Below are 20,966 nucleotides of genomic sequence, written 5' to 3'. Positions count from 1 at the left end.
TATGATGAAAATAGAAATTATGGAAACTCATTCATTCCATTTTTGATGTTGGAACAGGGCCGCCACAGGCCGGAAAATCACGCTGGAACCACGCAAGGGCGCGGGAAAACAGGCAATTCACATGAAAAAACTACCTGATCTGGAGGCTTGGGCCGTCTTCGCCAAAGTGGCCGAGATGGGCTCGTTCGCCAAGGCGGCGTCGGAGCTGTCGCTTTCGCAGGGCACAGTGTCCAAGGCAATCACCCGACTGGAAAGTAGGATGAAAGCCAATCTTTTCCACAGAACTTCCCGACGCATTTCACTGACTGACACGGGCATGGCCGCGCTGGAACGCGCCACCCGCATCCTTCAGGAAGGCGAAGCCATCGAGGACGAAATCATCGACCGCGCCTCGACCCTGCGGGGGCGCATCCGCATCTCCGCGCCCATGTCCTTCGGCATCGCGCGGCTCAGCCCGATCCTGCCGGCCTTCATGAAGATGCACCCGGATGTCGAGCTGGACCTGCACTTCGGCGATGAGCAGACGGACCTGATCCGCGACCGCTTCGATCTCGCCCTGCGCATCTCCAACCTGATGGATTCCAGCCTGCTCGCGCGCCAGCTGTGCAAGGTGCAGATCCTGCTGGTGGGCTCGCCCGACTATTTCGCCCGCCACGGCAAGCCCGCCCATCCGCGCGAACTCGCCGGGCACAGGGGCCTGCAGTACAGCTACGCACGCGGCGGCAACCACTGGCGATTCCGGCACACCATGCAGGGGGAGTTCAGCCAGACCATGAGCACGCCGCTGCAGGTCAACAACGCCGAAGCCCTGCAGCCCGCCCTCCTCGCGGGTCTGGGCCTTGCGCTGCAGCCTGCTTTTCTGGTGTGGAAGGAACTGCGCGACGGCACGCTCGAAACCGCCATGGACGGCTGGGAGGCGGAGTCCATCGCGCTGCACATCGTGACTCCGCCCGGCCGCATCCGCCCGGCCCGGGTGCAGGCGTTCATCGACTATGCCGCGCAGCAGTTCATGAACGAGCCTTGGGCGGAGCTGCAGCGGGACTTCAGCGCTTCAGCGGGCGCCTGAGATCGTCAACGCGCTCTGACGCAAGAACGCTGCGCGGCCATCCGCACGGCGCGCTTCGAACGCGTCGCGCGTCGAGATCATTTTTTTCCGTTCCATGTTTTCCCTAGGCCGAAGATGAACGGAATGTAATGTGCCGTTAAGCGCGGATTTAGGCACGCAAAAGACCATAGGGCACCTTCTCCAAAAAATGAAAGTGCATATGGAAACAATCAATCTTCGACAGATCGTCATGGCCGCCGCGCTGGGCCTGAGCTGCCTCGCGGCCGGTGCTCAGGGAACAGGCAATGCGGCGATCGGCTCGGTGCCGGTGCTCAAGAACTGGACAGCGCCCAACTACAAGATGACAAGCCAGGCGCTGGTCGACGACACCTTCGCCAAGCATCCAGAACTGCTCAGCCTGACGCTGCAGGGCGAGCCCACGGGCCACAAGGGCATTCACACGACGTTTGCGGGCACGTTCCCCGAGCGCATCGGAAAGATGTCGTCGGAAGTCGACGTGCTCGTGATGACCAAGGGCTACACCATCCTGGATCCGCGCTGGAACCGTCAGGAGACTCCCTCCAAGTCCGTCTACCTGCTGCCTCTGCGTGACAAGAGCGGGCAGAACATCGGCCTGACGGTGATCGTGTTCAAGGGCAACACGAAATCGGAAAAGGACTATTTCCTCGCCGCCTCCGCCATCCGCGACGAGATGGCCGCGCAGATTCCGAACCACGCGTCGCTGTTCCAGCCCGCCGCCCAGAAATAAGCCAGCACCGTTCCTTTCAACGGGAGACAACAATGCGACTCACACATCACCTGCTGGCCTTGGCCACGATGGCCGCCATGAGCTCAGTGCATGCCGCTGACGCTCCATCCTCCGCAGGCGGCGCAAACCCTGCCTACAAGGTCGTCTCGAGCATCAAGACCGACGGTCAGGGAGACATCCGGGCGCTGGAGGTCGACTCCGCCGGGCGCAAGCTCTACATCGGGCGCGACGGCGCGCTGGAGATCGTGAATCTGGACACCGACAAGAAGATCGGCCAGGTGCCCGTGCGCGGTCACGCGTCCGGCGTGGCCATCGCGCCGGACATCCAGCGCGGCTACGTCACCAGCGCCTCCGACGGCAGCATCACCGTCTTCGATCTCGCTTCGCTGCAGGTGATCAAGACCGTGAAGTCCACCGGCTCCCGCCCCACGTCGGTGGAATACGTGCCCGGCGCCAAGCGCGTGTACGTCGTCAACGAGGGCGACGGCAAGGTCACCGCACTGGCGGCCGACACCGGCGCGGTGGTGGGCACGGCCACGCTCGGCGGCAAGCTGCGTGGCATCGGCTCCGACACCCGCGGCGACGTGTTCGTCGCGGATGCGGAACGCCATGTGCTGCACGTGCTGAACACCGCCACGCTCGCCACGCGCGGCAGCATCGCCACCTGGCCGGCCACCGAGCCCGTGGCCATGAGCGTGGACGACAAGGAGCGACGCCTGTATGTCTCCACCGCCAGCGGTCGCATGGTCGTGCTGGATCCCGACATCGGCCAGATGGTCGGCTACGTCTCCACCGGTGCCGGGGAAGCGGGCATCGCGGCGCAGTTCGGCGCCAACCGGTTCGTGCGGCTGTTCGTGCCCAGCGCCGATGGCGCGCTCACCGTGGTCAAGAACGCCAAGCTCACCGCCTCGGTGGAGAGCAAGCTGCCGTCGTCCGGCACCAAGTCCAGCGCCGTCGCCGTGGACGCCAAGAGCGGCCGCGCGTTTCTTGCCGGCGCCACCGAAGTTCTGGTCCTGAACAAATAAATCCAATCATTCTGGAGACAGAGTCATGAAACATTCAATCGTGCGCTGGATCGCCGCATCCGTTGCGCTGGTGGCCGCGCAGTCGGCCCAGAGCGGTCCGGTGTCGCCCACGGCGCTCAACGGCAAAAACGTCCTGTTCGTGGTGGGAGAAGGACAGAAAGGGGCCAACGACGATGGCCTCATCAAGGAGTATCTCGAGTCGCGTGGAATGAAGGTGACGCTCGCCGGCGTGACCGACAACGCCACCGCCGCGCAGGGCAAGGACCTGGTGCTGATCTCCTCCACCGTCAATCACCGGCTGCTGGGCGACCGCTACAAGATGAGCACCATCCCGGTCGTGACCTGGAATGCCTACAGCTTCGGCGACATGGACATGACGGGCAAGGCCTTGCACAAGGACTTCTCCGTCGTGCGCGAGAAGGTGTTCCACAACGCCAATCATGCCGCCTACTACGCCTATTCGGTGAGCGCGACCAAGCCCATCAACCAGGCCGCGGGCGTGCCCAGCGGCATCTTCGCGCCGCTCACGTTCAGTGCCGGCGAAACCGATCCCGGCTGGGGCAAGCCGTCGCTTTCGGCCGACATCTCCGCCTACTTCGAGGGCGATCCGGACAAGGCGGCGATCTTCTCCTACGAGAAGGGCTCGCTCATGGTCAACGACCTGCCCGCCCCGGCGCGGCGCGTCGGCCTGTTTCTGGGCGACAACAGCTTTTCCGTGCTGACGGACGCCACGGGCCCGGCTTCGCAGGACCCCAAGAGCAACAGCTGGTTCTCGGGCCGCAAACTGTTCGACGCCTCGCTGCGCTGGGCGGTGAGCGCGCCGGACGCGCCGCAGGCCGCCACGACACCCGCGCAGACGCAGTCCCGGCTGCAGAGCTTCGCCAAGGGCAAGAAGGTGCTCTTCGTGCGGCGCTTCGACATGCCCTGGCCCGCCAATGAAGCATCGGATCAGGCGCACATCGCGTGGCTCAAATCCGCAGGTTTCGACCTGAAGGTGGTGGACCAGATGGAGCCGGACAGCCACGCCAAGGGCATGGATCTGGTGATCGTTTCCGCCTCCACCAACAAGTACAAGATCGGCAACAAGTACTCCGACGTGGCGGGACCGCTGATCGTCATGGAGGCCAAGGCGGTCGACTCGTTCCACATGGTCGCACGCCGTCGCAACACCGACTACGGCGTGAACGATCACAAGGGCAGTCTCTACCCGCCGGAGAACTACGTGCAGATGCTGCGTCCCGCACACCCGCTGTCGGCCGGCATTCCCGCCGGGAACTTCAAGCTCTACAAGACGCCCGGCGTGCTGGCCTGGTCGCGCGTTCCGCCGGGCGCCGAGATCATCGCGGGCATTCCCAACCAGCCCGAGCACGGCACCTTCTTCGCCTACGAAAAGGGCGCATCCATGGCCAATGACCATGTCGCGCCGGCACGCCGGTTGCTCTTCCCGATGGATGCCACGCGCTTCCCCGACCTCACCGACGAAGGACGCATGCTCTATGCGAACTCCCTGATGTGGGTGATGGAGCAGAACGCGACGAATTGACGACTTGCACGTCAGCCAACCGATCCGGGGACGGTCGTCTCGACCCTCCCCGGAATCACAGCATTCAATCTACAGACGAGAGACAGGGACATGACATTTTTGAATTCGACACGCCGCACCTTCACGCATGGACTGGCGGCCATGGGACTGATGTATGCGTGCGCAATGGCCCACGCCGCGCCGGACGCCGCCTACGCCATCGTGACGCTGGACGCCAGCAGCAAGAGCGCGTCTTCGCTGCTGAGCAAGGTGGAGGCCTGGCGCAAGCAAGGGCTGGTGAGCGGCGCACAGACGCTGAGCGCCACACCGCAGCAGGACAAGGTGGGCTTTTCGACGGTCGCCGTGCTGAACTTCGCCAACGAGAAGGCCTACACCCAATGGCAGGCCAAGGCACGGAACGAGCTGGGCGGCGAAGCCCGGGTGAGGCGCGCGGATCTGGTGCGCGCGGAAGGCAAGGCAGCTCCGGCCAGCGCGCGCCCCGTCTACGTGGTGAGCTTCTACGACTCGCTCGTCTCCGCCGCCGACTACAAGACCTACACCGATCTCTACATCGCACCCAACATGAACAGCCAGCGTGGATCGGGCATCATGGCGGACTACGCCATGTATCTCGAACGCGAGCCCGACAGCGCCAAGGGGCGCGCGGTGCTGCTCATGGGATACAAGGATCCCGCCTCCTTCGAACGCCGCGAGGACGTCAAGCGTCAGGGCTCGGCGAAGCTGCTGGAGAACGCCGACTGGAAGCGCTACAACGACATCAAGAAGTCCATTCGAATCCATACCTCCGAGACCGTCGCGGTCAACGCCGTCCAGCCATGACGCGAGCGCCGACTCCGGATCGCCTGCAGTTCGAAAGGAAAATCGTATGACAAGAAAAAAACGCCGCCACCGGCTGCCCATGCCCGTGATGTACACGCTGCTTGGCGTGTCGGTGATGGCGGCTCCCGCGGCATTTGCCTCGGAGTCGGAGGCCGTTGCCCAGGCGCGCGAAAGCGTGACGGGTGAGGCCGAGAGGGAACGCAAGGCCGACAGGAAGTCCGCCCCGTCCACCACGTCCGCCCCGTCGGACGCCGCCGACGCGGGCGAGGCCGGCACACCGGAGTCGATGCCGATGACCAAGACCGTGGTGTCGGGCGACGACGTCGACGGTGCCCAGGACGGCTATGCCGATGCGGTCAAGAACGTGGCCGGTGTCACCAGCAACAACTCGCGCGGCAGTGCCAACGACAGCATCAAGATCCGCGGCATCCAGCTCAACCTGTTCACCAGCTACCGCCTCAATGGCGGCCTTCCCATAGCAGGCGTCAGCACCTCGCCCACGGAAAACAAGGAGCGCATCGAAACCCTCAAGGGTGCCAATGCCCTGATGTTCGGCATTGCAAGCCCCGGCGGCGTCGTGAACCTCGTGACCAAGCGCGCGGGCGACAAGGACGTGAGCACGGCGACGCTGTCCGGCAATTCGTTCGGCCAGTATGGGGGCATGGTGGATCTGGGTCGTCGGTTTGGCGATGACAGGCAGTTCGGTCTGCGCGTCAACGCTTCGGCAACGCATTACGAGAACGGCGTGGACGGGGCCTCGGGCTCCGGACAATTCATCAGCCTCGGCACCGATTGGCGCGCGACGCGCGATCTGAAGTTCAGCCTCGATGTGGAGCACTACGAGCGCTCGGTGGTCGAGCAGGGTCTGATCAGCCTGCTCAAGCCGGTGAACGGACAGATCCAGGTCCCGCGCATTCCGGATCCCACCCGCCTGATGTCCGGCCCCTGGGCGGTCTACAAGCCCGTGACCGACAACGTGCAGGCACGGGTGGACTACGCCCTTGGCAAGAACTGGAAAGTCATGGCCGAATGGGGGCAATCGAAGGCGTCCCGTGACCGCTTCATCACCCGCATCGGCGGGTACGACCTCGAATCCGGGGCCGGCACGATCACCACCACCATGGTGAAGAACCAGCGCTACGTGAACGAGTTCGCCCGCACCGAGCTGGATGGCCGCTTCTCGCTGCTCGGCTTCAAGCACGACCTGACCATCGGCGTGTCGACGAGTGAACGCGACGCGAACCAACCCAGCACGAGCTCCTTCACGGGTCGCCAGAACATCTTCGACCCGATCGCCCAGCCCGCGCCACCGGCCTCCAGCAAGCCCATCACCTACGCGCCCCAGGTCAGCAAGGACACGGGCATCTACGCGTATGACGCGATCCAGCTGCATCCGCGCTGGAAGCTCCTGGCGGGCATCCGGCAGACCTACTACCACGCCGACAACACGTCGGCCGCCGGCGTGTCCACGTCGAACAAGAGCACCGTCAGTTCTCCCGCAGTGGGCCTGCTGTTTGACGTGTCCAAGCAGACCACCCTCTATGCGAGCTACATGAAGGGCCTCGAAGAAACCGGGTCCGCGCCGGTGGGAGCGGTCAATCAGTTCGAGATTCTGGCGCCCGCCTCGGCGACCCAGATCGAGTTCGGGGTGCGCCACCATCAGGATGGCTTCAACGGCAGCCTTGCGGTGTTCGACATCTCCCGGGCCAACGCCGTCGTGGATCCCGACACGAACGTGTTCCTGCTCGACGGGACCAACACGTTCCGGGGCGTCGAGGCCACCGCAAGCTGGGACGTGAACCGGCATTGGACCATCAACACCGCCGGCCAATACCTGCTCGCCGAGCAGAAGCCGGATCGCAACATGAGTCTGCATGGTCTGGTTCCGGAGAACACGCCCAAGCTCACCGGCAACGTGACCATCACGCACAAGGCCCCTTGGTTCAAGGGCCTCACCGTGCATGCCGGGGCCTCCTATGTGGGTGCACGGTACGTCAACGCGTTGAATCAGGCGCAGATTCCCGGCGTGACCCTGCTGTCGGCGGGCGTCGGATACTCCACCCGCCTGATGGGCCGCAAGGCGTCCATGCAGCTCAACGTCGAGAACCTTGGCAACAAACGCTACTGGAACTCGGTGTCGAGCGGCACCTATGGAACCGGCATGGAGCGCAGCCTGCGCTTCAACGCGAAGATGGAGTTCTGAGGGCAGGGGCGGCCCGCCGTGGTCGCCCCTCCAATCTGAATTTCCATTCAGAATCGACGCCGCGTTTGTGCCGATGACAAGGGGCAGGATTCACGTAACATTCCCGACTGGCATAGGAAATTGGGGAGCAAGCCCAGCATGAGAATTTTGGTGGTCGAAGATGAGGTGCGCCTGGGACAGTTCGTTCAGCAGGGAATGTCCGAGTGCTGCTACGCCTCCGATGTGGTGCGCAACTGCAGCGATGCATCCGACGCGTTGGCCGAGACTCCTTACGACGCGGTCATTCTCGATCTCGGTCTGCCAGACGGCGACGGTCTGGATCTCCTCAAGCTCTGGCGGCAAAGCGGCTTCAACGAGCCGGTGCTGATCCTCAGTGCCCGAGACAGCATGGGAGACCGCGTCACCGGTCTGGATCTGGGTGCGGACGACTATCTTCCCAAGCCCTTCGCGCTCGAGGAATTGCAGGCCCGCATCCGCTCCCTGCTCAGGCGCCAGTCCGCCGTCAAGCAGGCGGTGCTGCAGCGCGGGGGACTGCAGCTCGATCTGGTCGCGCACAAGGTTTTTCTGGACGGCCAGACCATCGATCTGACGAGCCGCGAATACGCCCTGCTCGAGATCTTCATGCAGAACCCGGGACGGATTCTTCCCCGGACACTCATCGCCGAGAAAATCTGGTCGTCCACCTACGATGCCGACACCAACCTGCTGGATGTCTACATGTCACGGCTTCGCGCCAAGCTCGAGACGCCGGGCACGCCGCGCTTCAAGACCGTGCGCGGCATCGGCTACCAGTTGATCTGACGCCTGCATGGCTTCGATCGGTGCGCGCATCGCGCTGTGGTACACGGCGGCCGCCACCGCCACGCTGGGCTGCGTCTTCGTGGCGGGCTACCACTATCTGGACCTGCACCTCACGCATGGTCTGGACATTCTCAACGAGGCGGAGTTCCGGCAGATCCAGTCGCACCTCGGGCCGGAATTCGCGACGTCCAGCTCTCCCTTCAGAGAAATGCGCGTGCGCGAGATCACCGAAAACGCCGCGGCGGTCTTTCTGATCGAGGTGCAGCTGCCCGACGGCAGCGTCATGCGCTCGTCCAGCCTGAACGGCAACGACATCCCCGACCAGAGCGGACCCGCTCAATACAACGCGCGCGTCGAAGACATCGGAGAGCTGCGCGTCGGCCAGTTCTCCATGCAGCCGTTCCAGGTGGTGATCGGCACCCCGCTGCAGCCCGTCCAGCAGGTGATGTCGAACTACATCCGTGTCTGCGCGGCGCTGCTGCTCGGCATGGTGGTGGTCAGCCTGCTGCTGGGTTTTGGGCTGAGCCGGATGCTGCTGCAGCCCGTGCGCCTGATCCGCGATACCGCCAACCGCATCCGCTCGGACAATCTGGGGCAACGCATTCCCGTGGACGGAGCGCGCGACGAAATCTCCGATCTGGCACAGCTGCTCAACCAGATGTTCGACCGGCTGGAGTCCTCGTTCGCCCAGATCCGCCGCTTCACCGCCGAGGCCTCGCATGAGCTGAAGACGCCGCTGTCCCTGATCCGCCTGCATGCGGAAAAGCTGGTCCTCAATGAGGGACTGAGCGACCCGCTGCGTGAGTCGGCCCAGATCCAGCTCGAGGAAATCGAGCGGCTGAACCGCATCATCGAAGATCTGCTCCTGCTGTCCAGAGCCGATGCACGCGCCATCGCGCTGCAGGTGCAGGATCAGGTTCCGCAGGCGTTCCTGCAGTCGTTCGATCAGGATGCGGCGGTGCTGCTCGAGCACCATGGGCTGCGCTATGTCTCCCGGCACACGGGACAGGGAACGGTCGCGATCGACACCAAATGGATGCGCCAGGTGCTGCTGAATCTGCTCACCAACGCCATCCATGTGTCTCCGTCCGGGGCCGAAGTGCGCGTGACGTCGGAGTGCGAGTACGGTGTCTGGCACGTGGCGATGGAAGACCAGGGACCGGGTCTGCCCGTCGAGCAGCGCGAGCTCATGTTCGAGCGCTTCTTCCGCTTCCAGAATGCGGATCTGCGCTACAGCGGCACCGGCCTCGGCCTCGCGATCAGCCGCAGCATCGTGGAGCTGCATGGCGGTCGGATCCGCGCGGAAAACGCGAGCACCGGCAGCGGGCTTCGCATCGTCATCCGCATCGATCGTCACCCGCCCGCTTGAACGGCTCGGAGCGTGTTGACGCGCTCAGGACTGGCGCGCGTACCACTCCCACAGTCTGGCCAGATCGGCCGCGCCACCGCGCCCCGTCACGGTGCGCAGCAGATCGATGGCCTTGCTGCGCTGTCCGGCGTTCAGATATCCGATCGCCAGCCGCAGCTTGGCGTCCTGGGGCGCATGCGGAATCCCGATGCGGATGCCCCGCTCCATCAGAGACAGCCCCCGGACATGCTCTCCCCGCATGACCTCCGACAGCCCCGCGTTCACCAGCAGCATGCCATTGCGGGCCGCCACTGCATTGGTTTCCCAATCCGGGCTCGACAACTGCTTCTGCTCTTCCTCCACTTGTTTTTGCACCTGCGCGCGCAGCGTCCTGTGGGCATCGGCCGACGGTCCCACGCCCAGAATCTTCTTGGAGAATCCTTCGTCCAGCGTGCCTCGCGCTTCAAGCGCCGCCCCACTGCGCAGCGCCCACGCCGTCAGCTGCAGATAGTCCTCCGCCGTCGTGATGCTTCCGGTGGCCCTGCGCAGACGCAGGAAATCCAGCGTCAGTCGGTGATCCGGCCCCAGCTTCTTCTGCCACAGCGAGAGCAGGCTGGACCAGTAGGCGCGTTTGGGGTGGTGGATGACCAGGCGTTCCAGCACCCAGAGCGCCCCATTGCCATCACCGAGCTGCTCGTAGCACTCCAGCAGCCACTGCAGATGCAATTCAGAAGGTGCCTGCTCGGAGCGCTCCGACGACTGGACCTCCTGCTGAAGCACCCGCGCCGCTGCTTCATAGTTGCGCCCGAGAAAATAGGCCCGCGCCAGCAACGCACGCATCTCCGCGTCGCCCGGCGATTCCTTGAGCTGCCGCTGGGCCGACTGCACGGCACGCAGGTAGTCACCACGTTGCATCGCCTCCTGCGCCTCGCGCCGCGCGCCGTGGCCCGGATCGGCACGCACGGACACGCCGGTCTCGGGTGCCTGCTCCCCGGCCAGATGCACGCTCGCCTGCGAGAGCAACGGCGAAGCCACGAGCACCAGACCCGCCGCCCAACGTCGAGGAAAACAAACGCACCATCGGATATTCATCGTTGAGCAGAGTATGCGCTGAATCTGAAATTTGGCTAAATTTCCACCGCGTTCTTCAGGTGCTCAACGGATCTCCCCGGCGGATCGAACGCGTGCTCTCAGAACGCTTTTGCGCTCTCAGAAATCCAGCTGAATATGGCTCTTCTTGGCGACATTTTCATAACGCACCCGCTCGTCCGCGAGAAAACGCGCGAGTGGTGCGCCTTGGAGCCCCATCGGGGTGACGCCTCCCACTTCAAGGCGACGCCGAATCTCCGGGTCCTTCAAAATGGTGGCCACGTCGTTGGCAATCTTGTCGCTGATGCTCTGCGCTGTACCGGCAGGAGCAAGCAACAGCATCCAATTGGAGAAGCGATAACCGGCAAGACCCGGGAACTCAGACACTGCGGGCACATCCGGCAAGGCCGCCGAGCGCGCATCGGTGGTGACGGCGAGGACCTGCAGCTTTCCTGATGTGACGTGACCCACGAGCGGCGGCAGGCCCACGATGGCAAGCGGTATCTGATTGCCAAGCACGTCGTTGACGGCCGGGGCCGCGCCGCGATAGGGCACATGCCCCATGCCAAGTCCCAGCGTCTGGTTCAGCGCCTCTCCCGCAAACTGCATGGAACTGCCGGAGCCCGGTGTGCCTAAGCTGAGTTTCAGCGACCGTTGCTTGGCCACCGTGGACAGCATGCCCAGATCCTTGATTCCCAGCGCGGGGTTGGTGACGATGGCCAGCGGGGTTTCGCCCGCCAGCGAAATGGGCTTGAACGCCTGCCGTGCATCGTAGGGCGTTTTCTGACCGGCAATGGGTCCGACCAGCACCTCCGCCGGAGACGCCAGCAGCAGCGTCAACCCATCGGGTCTGGATTTCGCCACGTAATCGGCGCCGATGGTGCCGCTTGCGCCAGACTTGTTCTCGACGGTCACCGCCTGGCCCCAGGCCGTCCCCAGACGTTGCGCCAGCAGGCGCGCCACGAAGTCCACGCCGCCTCCGGCCGGATAGGCCACGACGATGCGCACCGGACGTTCCGGCCACGCGTTCGGCTCGGCCTGCGCCAGAGGTCCGACGAACATTGCACTGAGGGCCAACGAGATGCCATGGAGAAAGGTGCGTTTGCGCATGTTGTTGAACTCCGTTAACTGGTTTTGAGGGGGCTTTCAATGCATTCTGCAAGTCCATTGACTTTCTGGATAATCGAACTTTTGCCATCAGTGATAACCAATGCGTATCACCAACCCATCTTCCCGCACGGACTCGTCCACTGGTGCCCTGCCCCTGCCGTTGAGCGCTTTCAAGGGACGCATTCGCATCAAGCATCTGGAGCTGTTCCGCGCCGTGTGCGAGATGCAATCGCTGCGCAAGGCCGCCGTCGCCTGCAATGTCACGCAGCCGGGGGCCACCAAGCTGATGCAGGACTTCGAAGAACTCTTCGGACAGCAGCTGTTCGCGCGCGATCGCCGCGGCATGCGCATCACGCCGTTGGGGAGCATGGTGCTCAGGCAGGTGAACGTGGTGCTGACCGACCTGGCCCATCTGCACGACGAGGTGCTGCAGTTCGCGTCCGGCGCGGCGGGGAGCGTGCGTCTGGGGTTCGTCCCTTCGCTGGACCCCGCGCTGCTTGCGCAATCCATTGATCGCATGACCGCATCGAGCCCGGCCGTGCGCTTCGTCACGCGTGAAGGCTCCAGCGTGGAACTGCTGGCCGAGCTGGATGCGGGCAAGCTGGATCTGGTGTTCGGGCGGGTGCTCCACGCCGAGCAAGCGCGGATGTACGAGACCCGGACCATCTACAGCGAGAGCTTTTCCATCGTCTGCGGGGCTGACCACGCATTGGCGCGCGACGCTTCCCGCCGATGGAGCGACCTGTGCGCGGTGGCCTGGGTCATGCCTCCACGGGGCACGCCACTGCGCGACCTCACGGACCAGATCTTTCTTCGCAAGAAATTGCGGCCGCCCGTGGTGACCGTTGAGTCCACAAGTTTTCATCACATGAGCCGCCTCATGGCCTGCAGCCGACTGGTGGGCGTGCTCCCCAAGTCGATTGCCGAAGCAGGCGAGCGCGCCAATGGACTGGTGCAGCTCCAGAAGGGGCTGAAGCAGGACATCGTCCCCATCACGCTGCTGTGGCGCAAGGACACGGAACTCCATCCTGCGGCGCTGCGCTTCATCGACACGGTGTCCGAAACGGCGCACGCCCTGCACCTGACGTAGCGGGTCAGCCAGCCCTCCTCTCCCCGCCTTCTTCCTTCGTCAAACGCCCAATCCAGGCGACATAGGGCATTCCCTATGTTTCTATAAATCTATAGTCCTATATAGTTCTATCTCACTTGAGCTTCATCAAGCCTTTTTCGCAGAGGTCCGCAAGCTCCAGAACGATCGTGCGGAAGGGCCGCGCGGCAAGAGTGAGAAGGAATATCAAATGAATCATCCCTACCCCCAAGGGCTGAGTTTGCTGGTCGGCGGCGAATGGCGCGGCGTGGAAGGCCGCGACACCGTGCCTGTGGTGAATCCCGCAACGGACGTGGTCATCGGACTGCTGCCTGTCGCGACGGAGCAGGACATCGATGACGCGATCGCGGCAGCCGATGCGGCATTCCGCACCTGGTCGCAGACCAGCGCCTGGGAGCGCGAGGTCATTCTCAAGCGCGCGGCAGCTCTGATCGACCAGCGTCGCGATCACCTGGCGGCCGTGCTCACGCTCGAGAACGGCAAACCGCTGGCTGATTCGCAGGGCGAGATCGATCGGGTGATCGAAGGCATCGTGTATTGCGCCGAAGAATGCAAGCGCGCCTACGGGCGGATTCTTCCTCCGCGTGCGCACCTGTTGATGCAGGCCTCGGTGCGCCGCCCCATCGGCCCCGTCGCCGCCTTCGCTCCCTGGAATTTCCCCGCGTTTCTTGCCGCGCGCAAGGTGGCGGCCGCTCTGGCTGCGGGATGTACGGTGGTGCTCAAGCCAGCCGAAGAAACTCCCGCCGTCTGCGTCGAGCTGGTGCGTGCCTTCGTCGATGCTGGCGTGCCATCGGGCGTGTTGAATCTGCTGTTCGGAGTGCCTGCACAGATCTCGCAGAAGCTGATCGCCTCTCCCGTGATCCGCAAGATTTCGTTCACCGGCTCAGTGCCAGTGGGCAAGCTGCTGGCCCGTCAGGCAGGGGAATTCCTCAAACCCGCGACGATGGAGCTCGGCGGCCACGCCCCCGTGCTGATCTTTGACGACGTCGACATCGAGAAGGCCGCCCGCGCCTGTGTGGGGTTCAAGTTCCGCAATGCGGGCCAGGTATGCCTGTCGCCCAGCCGCTTCTATGTGCAGGAAAGCGTCGCGCCGGCATTCATCGACAAATTCGTCGAATTCACCAAGGCGCTGAAGGTCGGCAACGGCATGGACGCTGGCGTGCAGATGGGGCCGCTCAACAACAAGCGGCGTCTGGCCGCCGCCCGTCATTTCGTGGAACAGGCGCACGGCTGCGGAGCCAAGGTGATGACGGGTGGCGAGGCGATGGGTCAGGTCGGCAACTTCTACCTGCCGACCGTGCTGACCGACCTGAGCGAGCAGGCCTCGATTCTCTCGGAGGAGCCGTTCTGCCCGGTCGCCCCGATCATGACTTTCAGCGACATGGAAGACGGTCTCGCCAAGGCCAACAGCGTCGAGTTCGGCCTGGCCGCCTACGCCTTCACCAACCGGATGGCGCGCGCCGCCGAGTTCTCCGAACGCATCGAAGCGGGCTGGGTGGGCATCAACAGCTTCACGCCGTCGCTGGCCGACGCACCCATTGGCGGCTTGAAAGACAGCGGCCTCGGATACGAAGGCGGTCCGGAGGGGCTCGACGCCTACCAGCACCTGAAATTCATCAGTCAGTCCAACAGCCAAGTTTGAAAACAAGCCAATTGCATTGAAGGAGATAAAACCATGACCACGAACGCAACCCAGGCCAAGCGCTACAGCGGTTATCACAAGCGCGTGCGCCCCGCTCCCGATCTGGAGCTGACCAGCACCGACGCTGGCACGCCGATGGGCGAGCTGATGCGACGCTACTGGCAGCCCGTATGCCTGTCCGAAGAACTCACGGACGTGCCCAAGGCCATCCGCATCATGGGCGAAAACCTGGTGGCCTTCCGCGACAAGAGCGGCAACATCGGGGTGATGCATCGCCAGTGCGCCCATCGCGGCGCATCGCTGGAATACGCCATCGTCTCCGAGAAGGGCATCCGCTGCTGCTACCACGGCTGGCATTTCGACGTGGACGGCACACTGCTCGATGCACCCTGCGAACACGATGCGACGCGCCTGAAGGCGACGGTCACCCAGGGCGCCTACCCGGCCTTCGAGCGCAATGGTCTGGTGTTCGCCTACATGGGACCCGTGGAAGAGCAGCCGCCCTTCCCCGAGTTCGACAGCTACGGTTTCCCGGAGGACAACAAGCTGGTGCCGTTCTCGAACATCTATCCATGCAACTGGCTGCAGGTCTACGAGAACATCATGGACCACATGCACACGGCCGTGCTGCACAACAAGATGGTGGTCGAGGGAGTGGACGCCGAAACCGCCGCGGGCGTCTCGCTCGAGGGCTTCGGCGACATGCCGGTCATGCACTGGGAGCCCACGCGCAATGGCCACGGCTGCATTTTCAGCGCCAATCGCCGACTGCCGGACAACAAGGTCTGGTCGCGCATCACCGAGATGGTGTTCCCCAACTATCTGCAGATCGGCTCGCTCATGCCCACCGCCGCGCGCGAGCGCCACGGCAACTCGGGCTGCACGCGCTGGAATGTCCCGATCGACGACAACCACATGATGATTCTGGGCTGGCGACATTTCAATGACACGGTCGACCCGGATGGTCTCGGCGACGAGTCGGGCTGTGGCGTGGACAAGATCGACTTTCTGGAAGGACAGGTCGGTGACCGCAGCTACGAAGAAGGCCAGCGCGCGCCCGGCGACTGGGAGGCCATCGTCAGCCAGGGCCGGATCGCCGTGCATGGCGCCGAAAACCCCGGCAGCTCGGACATCGGCGTCTTCATGTGCCGCAAACTGCTACGCGACATGGTGCGCGGCAAGGCTCCGGCCAACGCGCTGTATGACGCGCTGACCGCCGCTGGAAAGACACTTCCGCTCTACTCGCAGGACAGCGTGCTCGACATCCCCGAGCTCTCGCGCGAGGAAGACCGCAAGCTGCTGCTGGACATCGGCAAGAAGGTCATCGCGGTGATGCGCTCCGCCGATGCGTTGCCGAGTGCAGCGGAACGCGATGCGCACATTCGCAGCCAGCTCGATGTGATCGACGCGCGCGAAGAGTCCGCCGCCGAACTGGGCAACGCCTGAGGCACAAGGGGATCATCATGTTGAAACTGCGTGTCCGTTCGGTGACCCACGAGGCCGAGGGAATCTTGTCGTATGAGTTGGTGGATCCTGCGAATCGCGCGCTGCCGCGTTTCGAGGCGGGCGCGCATATTGATGTGAAGATCCCCGGCGGCCTCTCGCGCCGCTATTCACTGTGCAACTCGCCCACGGATGTGGACTGCTACCGCATCGCCGTGCTCAACGCACCGGGCGGTCGCGGAGGATCGAAGGCGATGCACGAGAAGGTGCACGCCGGAGACTGGATCGAGGTCTCCGAGCCGCACAACTTCTTTGCGATACAGTCCGGCGCACGCCATTCGGTGCTGCTTGCCGGTGGCATCGGCATCACTCCGATCCTCGCGATGATGGAGACGCTGGCCGCGCGCGGCGAATCCTTCGAGATGCACTACTGCACGCGTGACGAGGACCGCACGGCGTTTCGCCGGCGCCTTGACGGCGCATCGTCTTCCGAGCGCGTGACGGTCCATCACGACGGCGGCGATCCGGCCAAGGGGCTCGACATCGCATCGCTGCTGGCCCGTCACGAAGACGGCAAGCATGTGTACTTCTGCGGCCCGGGCGGCTTCATGTCCGCGATCCGCGACGCCACGGCCCACTGGCCGAACGATGCCGTGCACTTCGAGTACTTCGGCGCGGAGCCGCCCAAGGCCTCTGCGGCAGCGCTCAGCGCGGGCGCAAGCGAGCTGCATCTGACGCGCTCGAACAAGGTCGTGCCGATCGAGGCCGGCCAGACGATGCTCGATGCGCTGCGCAACGCGGGAATCACCTGCGAATCCTCCTGCGAAGCGGGAGTCTGCGGTGCCTGCAAGACCGCCTACAGCGCGGGCACGCCGGAACACAACGACTACCTGCTGGGCGACGAGGAGCGCGCAAGTCAGGTGCTGCTGTGCTGCGCACGCGTGGCGCAGGGCCCGATGGCGCTTGAAATCTGAACGGGACAATCATGCAAAATTTCGACTACATCGTCGTCGGCGCCGGCTCCGCGGGCTGTGCGGTGGCGGCACGTCTTGCGCAGGACAAGACCACCTCCGTGCTGTTGCTGGAGGCAGGCCCCGCCGACAAGAACATCTGGATCCACATCCCGATCGGCTACGGCAAGACCATGTTCAATCCGGAATTGAACTGGCAGTTCAAGTCCGAGCCCGAGCCGCATCTGAACGACCGCGAGATCTACCAGCCGCGCGGACGCACGCTCGGCGGCTCCAGCTCGATCAATGGCCTGGTCTACATCCGCGGTCAGGCGCAGGATTTCGACAAGTGGGAAGCGCTCGGCAATCCTGGCTGGGGCTGGAAGGACATCCTGCCCTACTTCAAGCGCTCCGAGGGCAACGAGCGTGGCGAATGCTCGCTGCATGGCGGCAGCGGTCCGCTGACGGTCTCCAACATCCGCGACAAGCACGAACTGGTGGAGGCCTTCATCGGCGCCGCCAACGAGATCGGAGTTCCCCGCACCAACGATTTCAACGGCGCAAAGCAGGAAGGCGCGGGCTACTTCCAGCTCACCACGCGCAATGGCCTGCGCTGTTCTTCGGCCAAGGCCTATCTGCGCTCGGGCATCGCGGGGGACAACCTGCAGGTGGCCACCGATGCACAGGCCATGTCCGTCATCTTCGAGAACAAGCGCGCGGTGGGCGTGCGCTACCGTCAGGCAGGGCTGGTGAAGGAAGCACGCTGCAAGCAGGAGGTGATCCTCAGCGCCGGAGCGCTGCAGACTCCGCAGTTGCTGATGCTCTCCGGCGTGGGCGACGCACTGGCGCTGCAGGCCAAGGGAGTCGACGTGGTGCACGATCTCCCGGAAGTCGGCAAGAACCTGCAGGACCATCTGCAGTCGCGCCTGATCTACAAGTGCACCAAGCCGATCACGACCAATGACGACATCCGCACCTGGTTCGGCCAGATGCGCATCGGCATGCGCTGGATGTTCCGCAAGGCCGGTCCCGTGGCTGCGGGGATTCAGCTTGGCGGCATGTTCGCGCGCTCGAAGCAGTCGCTCGGGACGCCGGACATCCAGTTCCACTTCGGCACCATCAGTGCCGACATGACCGCCGGCAAGCCACATGACTTCTCCGGTTTCACGATGTCGGTATGCCAGCTGCAGCCCTCTAGCCGAGGCGAGGTGAAGCTGCGCTCCACCGACCCCTTCGCGTCGCCCTGGGCCAGATTCAACTACCTCTCCACCGAGCACGATGAACAGACCATGATCGCCGGCGTGCGCATGGCGCGGCAGATCGCGCGTTCGCGCGCCATGCAGCCCTACGTGGCCGACGAGTATCGCCCTGGATTTCACATCGATTCCGATGACGAGGTGCTGGGCTTCATCCGCGAATACGCGACGACGATCTTCCATCCCGTGGGCACCTGCCGCATGGGCTCGGACGCCTCCTCCGTCGTCGATCCGCAGCTGCGCGTGCGCGGCGTGCAGGGGCTGCGCGTGGCCGACGCGTCGATCATGCCGCTGCTGCTCTCGGGCAACACGAACGCGGGCTCGATCGTCATCGGCGAGAAAGCCGCCGATCTCATCAAGGCCGAACGCCGGCGCGCCTGACGCCACATCACACCAGCGGACACAACAACACTTTCCCATCGGTGCGCATCGTCGATGCGCCCGCGCCATTCACCTCACGAAAACACTGGAGTCGTCATGAGTCAAAAACCTCAAAACCTGCTTGTCATCATGTCCGATGAGCATTCCATCAAGGCCCTGGGCTGCTATGGAAGCGATATCGTTCAAACCCCCAATCTCGATCGTCTGGCCGCCAACGGCACGCGCTTCTCGTCCGCCTATTGCAGCAGCCCCGTGTGCATTCCCTCACGCGCGTCGTTCGCTGTCGGCAAATACATCCATCAGGTGGGCTACTGGGACAATGCCGACGCCTACGACGGCGAGGTGCCGAGCTGGCACCACCATCTGCGCGAACGCAGCCATGACGTGGTGTCCATCGGAAAGCTGCATTTCCGCAAGACCGGTGAGGACCACGGATTCAGCGAAGAGATCGTGCCCATGCACATTCTCGAGGGCAAGGGCGATCTCATGGGTCTCGTGCGCAGCGAGTTGCCGGTGCGCAAGGGCGCGTACAAGATGGCGCACTACGCAGGGCCGGGCGAAAGCACCTACACCATGTATGACCGCGACATCACCGCGCGCGCCCAAGTCTGGCTGCGCGAACGCGCACTGAAGCAGGCCGAGAGCGACAAGCCCTGGGTGCTCTTCGTCTCGCTGGTCGCGCCACACTTCCCACTGACGGCTCCGCCGGAGCACTACTACCGCTACTACAACCAGAACCTGCCGATGCCCAAGCTCTACGGGCAGGACGAGCGTCCCACCCATCCTTACCTGCAGGACTACCGCAAGAGCTTCAACTACGATGATTACTTCGATCGCGACGCGGTCAAGCGCGCCATCGCCGGCTACTACGGCCTGTGCTCGTTCCTCGACGAGAATGTCGGCAAGATCCTGACGTCGCTCGAAGAGGCGGGCCTTGCCGACAGCACGCGCATCGTCTACACCTCCGACCACGGCGATAACCTCGGAACCCGCGGCATGTGGGGCAAGTCCACCATGTTCGAAGAAGCCGCCGCGGTGCCGATGATCATCGCAGGTGACGGCATCCCGAAGAACAAGGTGATCGACACGTCGGTGAGCCATGTGGACATCTACCCGTTCATTCTGGACGCGATGGGCAATGACGAGCCCCAACTGCGCGAAGGCTATCCCGGCGTGTCGTTGTTCGATGTGGCGCAGGACCAGGTGCCCGATCGCAACGTGCTGGTCGAATACCACGGCATGGGCTCGGCCACCGGCGCCTTCATGATCCGCAACGGCAAGTACAAGTACGTCTACTACGTGGGCTACCCCGCGCAGCTTTTCGATCTGGAATCGGACCCCGAGGAGTTGACCGACCTCGGCACCAATCCCAAGTATGAAGCCGTGCTCGAGGAATGCCGCGAGAAGCTGTGGGCCATCTGCGACCCGAACGCCGTGGATGCGCGCGCGAAATCGCGCCAGGCCGTGCTGCTGGCCGAGAACGGTGGCCGCGAGGCAGTGATCGCCCGGGGTGACCTTGGCTTCACGCCGGTGCCGGGCGTGGCGTTCACGCTGGATTGACGCGACGGGAGCGCGCCGCCGCGTGTCTGCGGCAGCGCGCTCCACCTGACCGGACTCCTGTTCATGCGGCGACGCGGCGTTCGATTGAGCGCATGATGGAAGCCGCATTGTCACAGCGCACTCGACGAGGTTTGCACAACATGTCGCTCTACATCAGCTCAGCGTTCGTCATTCTGCTGGCTTCGTGCCTGCATTCGGCCACCGGCTTCGGATTCTCGATACTCGCCGTGCCGCTGCTGCTGCTGCTGCACGACCCGATCACGGCAGTGCAGATCAATCTGATCATCGCCGTCATTCTGTCCATCGTGATGATGCCCCAGGTGCGCCGGGACGTGGACTACACGCTGCTCAAGCGGCTGGTGGCGAGCGGCCTTGTGGGAGTGCCGCTCGGCATGGCCCTGATTCTTCTGGTGCGGCCGGTGCAGCTCAAGCTCATGATCGCTGTGCTCACGATGGTGTTTCTGGTTGCCCTGCTGATGCAGGTGCGCTTTGATCGCACCCGCTCACGCGACGCGATGTGCGGAGCACTGGCCGGAGCCTTCACCTCGGCGGTGGGGATGGGCGGTGTTCCTCTGCTCGTGTACTTCGCGGGGGCGCAGCTCCCCAAGGCGGTAGTGCGCGCCACCGTGGTGGCCTTCTTCGTCTTCGCATACGGACTGTCTCTCGCGATGCAGCTGTACAACGCGCAGGACAGCTCGCGCGTGATCTTGTTCTCCTTCAGTCTGGTACCCCTCGCGCTGCTGGGCGTCGCATGCGGAAACTGGCTCTTCACGCGCATCAGCCAACGGGCCTTTCGCGTGTTCATCTATGTGGTGCTCGCATCCAACAGCGCGTTCCTGCTGTGGTCGCTGCGCGATGCGCTGTAGCCACTGAA

At 63.9% G+C, this 20,966-nt stretch carries 17 protein-coding genes; 15 read left to right on the top strand and 2 right to left on the bottom strand.

Annotated elements, in window-relative coordinates; all coding sequences use genetic code 11:
* Positions 1-121: 121 nt before the first annotated feature.
* The 8 genes from ISG32_RS24110 to ISG32_RS24075 all read left to right on the top strand — a co-directional run bounded on the left by ISG32_RS24110 (position 122) and on the right by ISG32_RS24075 (position 9,574).
* Positions 122-1,066, top strand: coding sequence for a LysR family transcriptional regulator (locus tag ISG32_RS24110; RefSeq protein WP_194773561.1), 945 nt, complete (start codon positions 122-124; stop codon positions 1,064-1,066).
* A 199-nt stretch (positions 1,067-1,265) separates the two neighbouring features.
* Positions 1,266-1,814, top strand: coding sequence for a hypothetical protein (locus ISG32_RS24105; RefSeq protein ID WP_228530073.1), 549 nt, complete (start codon positions 1,266-1,268; stop codon positions 1,812-1,814).
* 32 nt (positions 1,815-1,846) lie between these two features.
* Entirely contained in the window at positions 1,847-2,839 is a 993-nt protein-coding gene (locus ISG32_RS24100) for a YncE family protein (protein ID WP_194773560.1), read from the top strand.
* 25 nt (positions 2,840-2,864) lie between these two features.
* Positions 2,865-4,382, top strand: a complete 1,518-nt coding sequence (locus ISG32_RS24095; RefSeq protein WP_194773559.1) for a hypothetical protein — start codon at positions 2,865-2,867, stop codon at positions 4,380-4,382.
* Between the two features lie 90 nt (positions 4,383-4,472).
* Positions 4,473-5,201 carry a hypothetical protein gene (locus ISG32_RS24090; RefSeq protein ID WP_194773558.1) on the top strand — a complete coding sequence of 243 codons (729 nt, stop codon included), beginning with the start codon at positions 4,473-4,475 and terminating at the stop codon, positions 5,199-5,201.
* Positions 5,202-5,247: 46 nt separating this feature from the next.
* Positions 5,248-7,404: a TonB-dependent siderophore receptor gene (locus ISG32_RS24085; protein ID WP_194773557.1), complete on the top strand. Its 2,157-nt coding sequence runs from the start codon at positions 5,248-5,250 to the stop codon at positions 7,402-7,404.
* A gap of 138 nt (positions 7,405-7,542) precedes the next feature.
* Positions 7,543-8,205: a winged helix-turn-helix domain-containing protein gene (locus ISG32_RS24080; protein ID WP_194773556.1), complete on the top strand. Its 663-nt coding sequence runs from the start codon at positions 7,543-7,545 to the stop codon at positions 8,203-8,205.
* 7 nt (positions 8,206-8,212) lie between these two features.
* The gene (locus tag ISG32_RS24075; protein WP_194773555.1) at positions 8,213-9,574 is read left to right on the top strand and encodes a HAMP domain-containing sensor histidine kinase; all 1,362 of its coding nucleotides are present in this window, start codon (positions 8,213-8,215) and stop codon (positions 9,572-9,574) included.
* Between the two features lie 24 nt (positions 9,575-9,598).
* On the opposite strand, the gene ISG32_RS24070 is transcribed toward ISG32_RS24075, so the two are convergent.
* Both ISG32_RS24070 and ISG32_RS24065 read right to left on the bottom strand, forming a co-directional pair.
* Entirely contained in the window at positions 9,599-10,594 is a 996-nt protein-coding gene (locus ISG32_RS24070) for a tetratricopeptide repeat protein (protein ID WP_194773554.1), read from the bottom strand.
* A gap of 168 nt (positions 10,595-10,762) precedes the next feature.
* Complete coding sequence (locus ISG32_RS24065; RefSeq protein WP_194773553.1) at positions 10,763-11,752, bottom strand: Bug family tripartite tricarboxylate transporter substrate binding protein; 990 nt, start codon at positions 11,750-11,752, stop codon at positions 10,763-10,765.
* A gap of 100 nt (positions 11,753-11,852) precedes the next feature.
* Between ISG32_RS24065 and ISG32_RS24060 the strand changes: the two genes are divergently transcribed.
* The 7 genes from ISG32_RS24060 to ISG32_RS24030 all read left to right on the top strand — a co-directional run bounded on the left by ISG32_RS24060 (position 11,853) and on the right by ISG32_RS24030 (position 20,958).
* Positions 11,853-12,842, top strand: a complete 990-nt coding sequence (locus ISG32_RS24060) for a LysR substrate-binding domain-containing protein (protein ID WP_194773552.1) — start codon at positions 11,853-11,855, stop codon at positions 12,840-12,842.
* A 208-nt stretch (positions 12,843-13,050) separates the two neighbouring features.
* On the top strand, positions 13,051-14,502 hold the full coding sequence (locus ISG32_RS24055; protein ID WP_194773551.1) for an NAD-dependent succinate-semialdehyde dehydrogenase: 1,452 nt from the start codon (positions 13,051-13,053) through the stop codon (positions 14,500-14,502).
* Between the two features lie 33 nt (positions 14,503-14,535).
* Positions 14,536-15,948 carry a Rieske 2Fe-2S domain-containing protein gene (locus ISG32_RS24050; protein WP_194773550.1) on the top strand — a complete coding sequence of 471 codons (1,413 nt, stop codon included), beginning with the start codon at positions 14,536-14,538 and terminating at the stop codon, positions 15,946-15,948.
* Positions 15,949-15,965: 17 nt separating this feature from the next.
* The gene (locus ISG32_RS24045; RefSeq protein ID WP_194773549.1) at positions 15,966-16,919 is read left to right on the top strand and encodes a PDR/VanB family oxidoreductase; all 954 of its coding nucleotides are present in this window, start codon (positions 15,966-15,968) and stop codon (positions 16,917-16,919) included.
* Between the two features lie 11 nt (positions 16,920-16,930).
* On the top strand, positions 16,931-18,532 hold the full coding sequence (locus tag ISG32_RS24040) for a GMC family oxidoreductase (RefSeq protein ID WP_194773548.1): 1,602 nt from the start codon (positions 16,931-16,933) through the stop codon (positions 18,530-18,532).
* Between the two features lie 96 nt (positions 18,533-18,628).
* Positions 18,629-20,092 carry a sulfatase-like hydrolase/transferase gene (locus ISG32_RS24035; protein WP_194773547.1) on the top strand — a complete coding sequence of 488 codons (1,464 nt, stop codon included), beginning with the start codon at positions 18,629-18,631 and terminating at the stop codon, positions 20,090-20,092.
* A 140-nt stretch (positions 20,093-20,232) separates the two neighbouring features.
* Positions 20,233-20,958 (top strand): sulfite exporter TauE/SafE family protein, encoded by a 726-nt coding sequence (locus ISG32_RS24030; RefSeq protein WP_194773546.1) that lies wholly within the window; start codon positions 20,233-20,235, stop codon positions 20,956-20,958.
* Positions 20,959-20,966: the final 8 nt, after the last annotated feature.

This window comes from Diaphorobacter caeni, from assembly GCF_015354245.1.
Lineage (GTDB): Bacteria > Pseudomonadota > Gammaproteobacteria > Burkholderiales > Burkholderiaceae_C > Diaphorobacter_A > Diaphorobacter_A caeni.
Note: the sequence above shows the minus strand (reverse complement) of the source record. Positions and strands in the feature narration are given on the sequence as shown.